A 6,800-nucleotide genomic window follows, 5' to 3' on the forward strand; every position below is an offset into this window, starting at 1 on the left:
CCGCAGACCGGCGCGGAATACCCCGGAACTGTACGTTCCCGCGCCCCCTGAGCGGCACGCAAGATCGGACAGAAGTTACTTTTTGGTATGGCGTGACTTCCCATGCGGGCGGCAGTAGAACTCGTTTCTATTCCGCCAAACGTGAGGAGGATCACATGAACCCAGAACGCCAGCTCCACGCGACTTCTGACGGGCTGTCACGTCGTAGATTCATCGCAGGAACGAGTTCCATTCTCGGCGCCGTCGCGCTAACGGCCCACGCCACCACCCCGGCCCGCGCTCTCGACGGCGCCCGCGTCCCCGCTCTGGTGATCGGCACCGGTTACGGCGGCGCCGTCGCCGCCCTGCGCCTCGCCGAGGCGGGCGTCGACGTGCACATGGCCGAGATGGGCATGGCCTGGGACACCCCCGGCTCGGACGGCAAGATCTTCGCCAACACCATACGCCCGGACGTCCGTTCGTTCTGGCTGCGCACCCGGACCAGACAGCCCCTGAGCAACTTCCTCGGCTTCCCGCTCGACAAGGACGTGCCGCGCCACACGGGGATCCTGGACGCCGAGGAGTTCGGCGGCATCACCGTCTACCAGGGCCGGGGCGTCGGCGGCGGCTCACTGGTCAACGGCGGCATGGCGGTCACGCCCCGCCGGGAGCACTTCGCCGCCGTACTCCCCACGGTCGACGCGGCGGAGATGTACGGCACTTACTACCCGCGCGCCAACGCGGGGCTCGGGGTGAGCACCATCGACCCGGACTGGTTCGAGACGGCCGAGTGCTACCAGTACGCCCGGGTCGGCCGCAAGCACGCGCAGCGCTCCGGCTTCCCCTTCGTCTTCGTGCCCGACGTATACGACTGGGAGTACATGAAGCGGGAGCAGGCGGGCACCGCCACCAGGTCGGCACTTGCCGGGGAGATCCTCTACGGCAACAACCACGGCAAGAGGTCGCTGCAGCAGACCTATCTCGCCCGCGCGAAAGCGACCGGCCGGGTCACCATCTCGCCGCTGCACAAGGTCACTTCGGTCGCCCCGGCGCCCGGCGGCGGCTACACGGTCACCATCGACCAGATCAGCACGAGCGGCGACACCGTCGCCACCAAGGAGCTGACGGCCGACAAGGTGTTCTTCGCCGCGGGCAGCGTCGGCACCAGCAAGCTCCTGGTCAAGTTGCGGGCGACGGGCGCCCTGCCCCGCCTCAACGGCGAGATCGGCAAGGGCTGGGGCGACAACGGCAACGTCATGTGCGGGCGCGCCAACCACATGTGGGACGCCACCGGCGCGCTCCAGTCGTCCATCCCCACGGCCGGCATCGACAACTGGGCCGCGGGCGGCGCGTTCGCCGAGGTGGCGCCGCTGCCGACGGGCATCGAGACGTACGCGTCGTTCTACCTGTCGATCACCAAGAACCCGCACCGCGCCGAGTTCTCGTGGAACACGGCGGCCGGGCGGGCCGAGCTGAACTGGCAGACCGCCTGGAAGCAGCCCTCCATCGACGCAGCCAAGACGATCTTCGACAAGATCAACGCCAAGGAGGGCACGATCTACCGCACCGACCTCTTCGGCACGTACAAGATCTGGGGCGACCACCTCACGTACCACCCGCTCGGCGGCGCGGTCCTCGGCAAGGCCACCGACGGCTACGGGCGCCTGCACGGCCACCCGGGGCTCTACGTCATCGACGGCGCGCTGATCCCCGGCAACACCAGCGTCAATCCGTTCGTGACCATCACGGCGCTCGCCGAGCGGAACATCGAGAAGATCATCGCCGCCGATCTGTGAGCGGCCCGCCCCCCTGTCAGGGTTTGGGCAGTACGGAGACCGTCAGGGCTTGGGCAGTACGCAGACCGTCAGGGCTTGGGCAGTACGCAGACCGTGTCCAGGCCCAGCACATGGTTGAGCCTGCCGAACGCCAGCCACGACCCGATGCTCATGCTCAGCTCCACGATCTCGGCCTGGCTGTAGTGCGCGGTCATCCGCGTCCAGAACTCCTCGTCGATGTGGTGGTGGTCCAGGGCGTACCGCTCGGCGTACTCCGCGGCCAGCCTCGTGCGGTCGTCGAAGGCGTCGGTGGTGCGCCACCGGGTAACGGCGTCGGCGAACTCCTCCTCGACCTTTTGCCCGTCGCGCTCGGTGCGCCAGTCAAGACAGAACGCGCAGCCGTTGATCTGCGCGATGCGCAGCCGAGCCGCCTCGAACTCCCGCAGCCCCAGGGTCGTATGGGCGTAGACCGCGAGGGAGAAGGCCGACGCGGCCGCGCCGATCTCGGGGACCAGCTCGCCCCACACGTACGGGATGGCGTCCCGCCCCTCGGGGATGTCGATGCGCAGGGGTTCACCCATGGGTCACTTCCTTCCGGGTCCTTCCGAGCCGGCCCGCCGCCGGACGCAGCGGAACGTCCAGCGCGTCGTAGAGGCCGGGTCCGGCGGCCACGAGCCAGTCGATGGCGTTGACCAGGCGGCCGACGGCGGTGGCGTTGCCGCCCGCCGAGCGGTTCTCGTCCTCGTCGGTGGCCTCGACCGTGACCTCGATGCGGGGGCGGCCCTCGACGATCACCCGGTGGGCGCCGTCGCCGCCGCCCGGCGGGGAGGGCCAGTCCGGCGCGCAGGACGGGTGGACGCGGGTGATGTGCTCGATGACGATGCGGGGTTCGCCCCCGACGATGCCCTGCACCTCGAAGCGGACGGCGCCCTGGGTGCCCGCGGCGAACTCCCCCATCGCCCGCGTGCGTACCGTCGCGTCGAGCGGCCGGCGGTCCAACGTCTCGCGGATGTCGCCGAGTTCGACGCCGAGCGCCCTCGCCATCAGGCGGAGCTGGCCGCCCCACACCATCGTCGGGACCGAGGGCGCGAGCATCGGCGGCTCGTACTCCATCGGGTGGCCCATGCCGATCAGGTCGCGGACCGAGTTCTCCTGGTCGTACGTGGTGTAGTCGAAGATCTCCTGGCAGCGGATCGCGTCGATGGTGGTGCCGAGTCCGCTGATGAGCAGGGGCAGTACGTCGTTGCCCCAGCCCGGGTCCACCCCGGAGACGAAGAGCGAGCCGCCGCCCTCCGCGGCGGCCGCGAGGACGGGGTCCCTGAACTCCGGCGGCGCGCCGTGCCGGTCGTAGAGCGGGTAGAGGGCGGGTGTGACGACCGCGGCGCCCGCCCGGACCGCCTCGACGACGTCGTCGAGCGCCTCGTCGGGGCGCAGGTCGCCGGAGGCCGCGTAGACGACGGCCCGGGGCCCCGTGGCGAGCACCGCCGCGACGTCGTCGGTCGCCCGGACACCCAACGCGCGCCCCACGCCCGCGAGTTCACCCGCGTCGCGGCCCACCTTGTCCGGGCTGTGCACGAGGACGGCGGCGAGCGTCAGCGCCGGATGGGCCTCGACGGCACGCACGGCCGCGCGGCCGACGTTGCCAGTGCCCCAGACCACCGTGGGAATCATGCGCGGAGGGTAGCGGCAGGAACCGACGGATGACAGGGCCAAGTCCGCTCGTTCTGAAGGGGGTTGCGTACGTGCTCGATCGGGGTACGGCCCGTTCGTCGCCTCCGCGAGACGCGTGCCACCGGTACGCTGGACGCATGCTCCTGGGGCGATCCGTGGAATGCGCACGTCTTCTCGCTCTCATCGACAAGGCACGCGGGGGCGAGAGCGGCGCCCTGCTCATCCGCGGGGAGGCCGGGATCGGCAAGACCAGCCTCGTCTCGTACGTGGCCGGGCAGGCCGACGACCTGTTGCGGCTCGGCACGCGAGGCGTCGAGGTCGAGTCGGACCTGCCCTATGTGGGGCTCGCCGATCTGCTGCGGCCCGTGCTGCACTTCCTCGACCGCATCCCACAGCGCCAGGCCGCCGCGCTCACCGGGGCGCTGGCGCTCGGCCCCGCCGTCGCCCAGGACCGCTTCGCGGTGGCCGCGGGGACGCTCAGCCTGCTCGGCGCGCTCGCCGAGGAGGGCCCGGTCCTGCTCACCGTCGACGACGCGCAGTGGCTCGACCCGTACTCCCTGGACGCCCTCGCCTTCGCCACCCGCAGGCTGGGCCGCGAGGGCGTCGTCGTGCTCTTCATCGCGCGCGACGAACTGGCGGGCACGGCGTCGCGGCTCGCCTCCGTCGAGACCATGACCCTCGGCGGTCTCGACGCCGAGTCCGCGCACCGCCTGATCGCCGAGGAGGGCACCGCTCGGCTGACCGAGCGGGAGGCGGCCCGGCTGCTCGCGGAGGCGCGCGGCAATCCGCTGGCGCTGATCGAACTGCCCGCCCTGCTCGCCGGGAGCGGCGCGGGCGACGACGACTCCCAGGCGCCCCTGCCGATCGGCGAACTCCTCGCGCACACCTTCGGCAGCGCGGTGGCCCGGCTGCCGCAGGAGGCTCAGGACGCGATGCTGCTCCTCGCCGTCCTCGGCACCAGGCCGCTGGCGGGCACCGAGGCGGCGCTGCGGGCGCACGGGCTCAGCTATGAGTCGCTGGAGGCGGCCGAGGCGGCGGGCCTCGTCGTCGAGGAGCAGGACGGCTACGCCTTCCGGCACCCGCTGGTCCGCTCGGCGGTCTACCACGGCGCGACCCCCGTACGCAGGCGCCGGGCGCACCACGCCATCGCCCGCTCCCTGCAAGGCGCCACCGCACCAGCCCTGGAGCAGTACGCCTGGCATCTGGCCGCCTCCGGCGCGGAGCCCGACGAGCATGTGGCCTCGCTCCTGGAGAACGCGGCGTCCGGGGCGCCCGACACCCTGGCCTACCCGCTGGCCTCCCGGCTCTACGAGCGGGCCGCGCGGTTCACACCGGCCGGGCAGCGCAAGGCGGAGCGGCTGCTGTGCGCCGCCCGCGCCTCGCAGGCCGCCGGGTCCCTGGACGAGGCCGCCGCGATCCTCGACCGCGCCCTGGAACACGCCGAACAGCTCGGTACGCGGCTCGACATCCGCCAGCTGCGCTGCTACCTCGACGTGCAGCGCGGACAGCCGACCCGCTCGCGTGAGCTGCTGCGGGCCGCCGTCGACGAGGCGGAGAAGGTCGACCCGGCGCTCGCCGCGGTCATGCTCGGCGGCATCGCGCTCACCGAACTCGCGGTCGGCGACCTGACCGCGGCCCGCGGCACCACCTCGGCGGCGATGGAACTGGCCGACTCCGCCCGTCGGACGCTGCTGCCGGTGCGGCTCCTGCGCACGCTCGTGCTGCTGCTCGGCGGTGACGCGGACGCGGGCCGCTCGCTGCTGCGCGAGCTCGCGGGCCCCCTCGCCTCGCCCGACCCGGCCTTCCCCTACCCGCTCTCCGGTGTGGGCGGCCTCTGCCACCTGGCGGCGGAGCAACTCGACGAGGCGCACGCCCTGCTGGACCGCGCCGCGTACACCGCGCGCGCCTCCAGCGCGGTGGGGCTCCTCTCGCACCTGCTGTGCACGCTGTCCGTGGTGGAGTTCTGGCGGGGCCGCTGGAGTGCGTCGCTCGCGCAGGCCGACGAGGCGGTGCGGCTCGCCGAGGCCACCGGGCGCCTCATCGAGGTGCCGCGCGGTCTCGCCGCCCTCGCCAGGACCGAGGCCGCGCTCCACCGCGAGGCGGACTGCCGGCGGCACGCGGCGCAGGCCATGGAGTGGGCGGCCGCCACCGAGCTGCCGATGGACGCGGCGCGGGCGCGCGGCGCGCTCGGCCTCCTCGAGCTGGGCCTCGGCCGCTTCGAGGAGGCGGTGCACCGACTGGAGGAGGTGCGGGCCTTCTCCCGCACGCACGGCCGGGGCGACGGCCTGTATCTGACGTGGGCCGCGGATCTGGCGGACGCGTACGTCCATCTGCACATGACCGCCGAGGCGCGCGAGGTGCTCGACGTCCTGGAGTACGAGGCGGGGCGCGGCCACCGCCCGGTGACCGCGGGGGCGGCGGCGCGCTGCCGGGGTCTCCTCGAACCGGACGCCGCCGAACCGCACATGCGGCGCTCCCTCGCGCTCCTCTCCGAGCGTCCCGTGCCCTTCGAGCGGGGGCGCACCGAGTTCGCGTGGGGCGAGCAGCTGCGCAGGCAGGGCAGGCGCAGTGAGGCCCGGCGCCTGCTGGAGCGGGCCCTGGCCACGTTCGAGCGGCTCGGGGCGGCGGGGTGGGCGGCGCGGGTGGCCGCCGAGTTGCACGCGGCGGGCGGCACCGAAGTACGCCCGGAGCGGGCGCCGTTGGAGCGGCTGACCCCGCAGGAGATGCAGGTCGCCCTGGTGGTCGGACAGGGCCTGACCAACCATCAGGTGGCGGAGCGGCTCTTCCTCAGCGTCAAGACGGTGGAGTTCCACCTGAGCAACATCTACCGGAAGCTCGACGGGGTGCATCGCAGGGCGCAGCTCGTACGGTTGCTGGCGAGGGCGACGGAGCTCTCGCGGGCCTGAGCCTTGGCTTCCGGCACGCCGTGTGCCCCCGAGCGGGGGGCCTCACAGCGGCAGCCCCGGGCGGGGGAAGCCCACACCGGCAACCCCGATCGGGGGCCTCGCCCGGAAGCCCCGACCGGGGGCGCCTCACATCGGCGGTTCGAGCGGGGTCGCCACGTCGGTGGTCCGAGCGGGGATACCACACTGGCGGCTGAGCGCGGGTGCCCCACCGGCGGTCCTGCGGGGTTGCCACACCGGCAGCCCCGATCGGGGGCCTCGCATGGCAGCCCCGACCGGGGGTCTCACACCGGCGGTTCGAGCGGGGGCTACACCGGCGGTCGAGCGCGTGTGCCACACCGGCGGCCCCAGCGCGGGTTCCGCACCGGCGCCGAGCGGAGGTTGCCCCAGCGCGGGTGCCACGCGGGGCCGTTCGAGCGGGGGTGCCTCTCGTCGGCACCCCCTCCCCCGCTCTCGCGGCGGCCGCCCCCCG

General features: G+C 73.2%; 4 protein-coding genes. 2 read left to right on the forward strand and 2 right to left on the reverse strand.

Features of this window, described 5'->3' with window-relative positions:
* Positions 1-155 precede the first annotated feature (155 nt).
* Positions 156-1,775: a GMC oxidoreductase gene (locus GKQ77_RS24160; RefSeq protein WP_219691037.1), complete on the forward strand. Its 1,620-nt coding sequence runs from the start codon at positions 156-158 to the stop codon at positions 1,773-1,775.
* 68 nt (positions 1,776-1,843) lie between these two features.
* Here the strand turns inward: GKQ77_RS24160 and GKQ77_RS24165 are convergent, their stop codons facing one another.
* A complete protein-coding gene (locus tag GKQ77_RS24165) occupies positions 1,844-2,335 on the reverse strand; it encodes a carboxymuconolactone decarboxylase family protein (RefSeq protein WP_372459971.1) in 492 nt (163 codons plus the stop codon).
* On the reverse strand, positions 2,328-3,425 hold the full coding sequence (locus GKQ77_RS24170) for an NAD(P)H-dependent amine dehydrogenase family protein (protein WP_219691038.1): 1,098 nt from the start codon (positions 3,423-3,425) through the stop codon (positions 2,328-2,330). Before GKQ77_RS24170 ends, GKQ77_RS24165 begins: the two co-directional genes overlap by 8 nt.
* Positions 3,426-3,562: 137 nt before the next feature.
* Here GKQ77_RS24170 and GKQ77_RS33975 point away from each other — a divergent pair, with 137 nt between their 5' ends.
* Positions 3,563-6,331 (forward strand): helix-turn-helix transcriptional regulator, encoded by a 2,769-nt coding sequence (locus tag GKQ77_RS33975; RefSeq protein ID WP_219691039.1) that lies wholly within the window; start codon positions 3,563-3,565, stop codon positions 6,329-6,331.
* The last annotated feature ends 469 nt before the right edge of the window (positions 6,332-6,800 follow it).

The organism is Streptomyces anatolicus (genome assembly GCF_019400875.1).
Taxonomy (GTDB): Bacteria; Actinomycetota; Actinomycetes; order Streptomycetales; family Streptomycetaceae; genus Streptomyces; species Streptomyces anatolicus.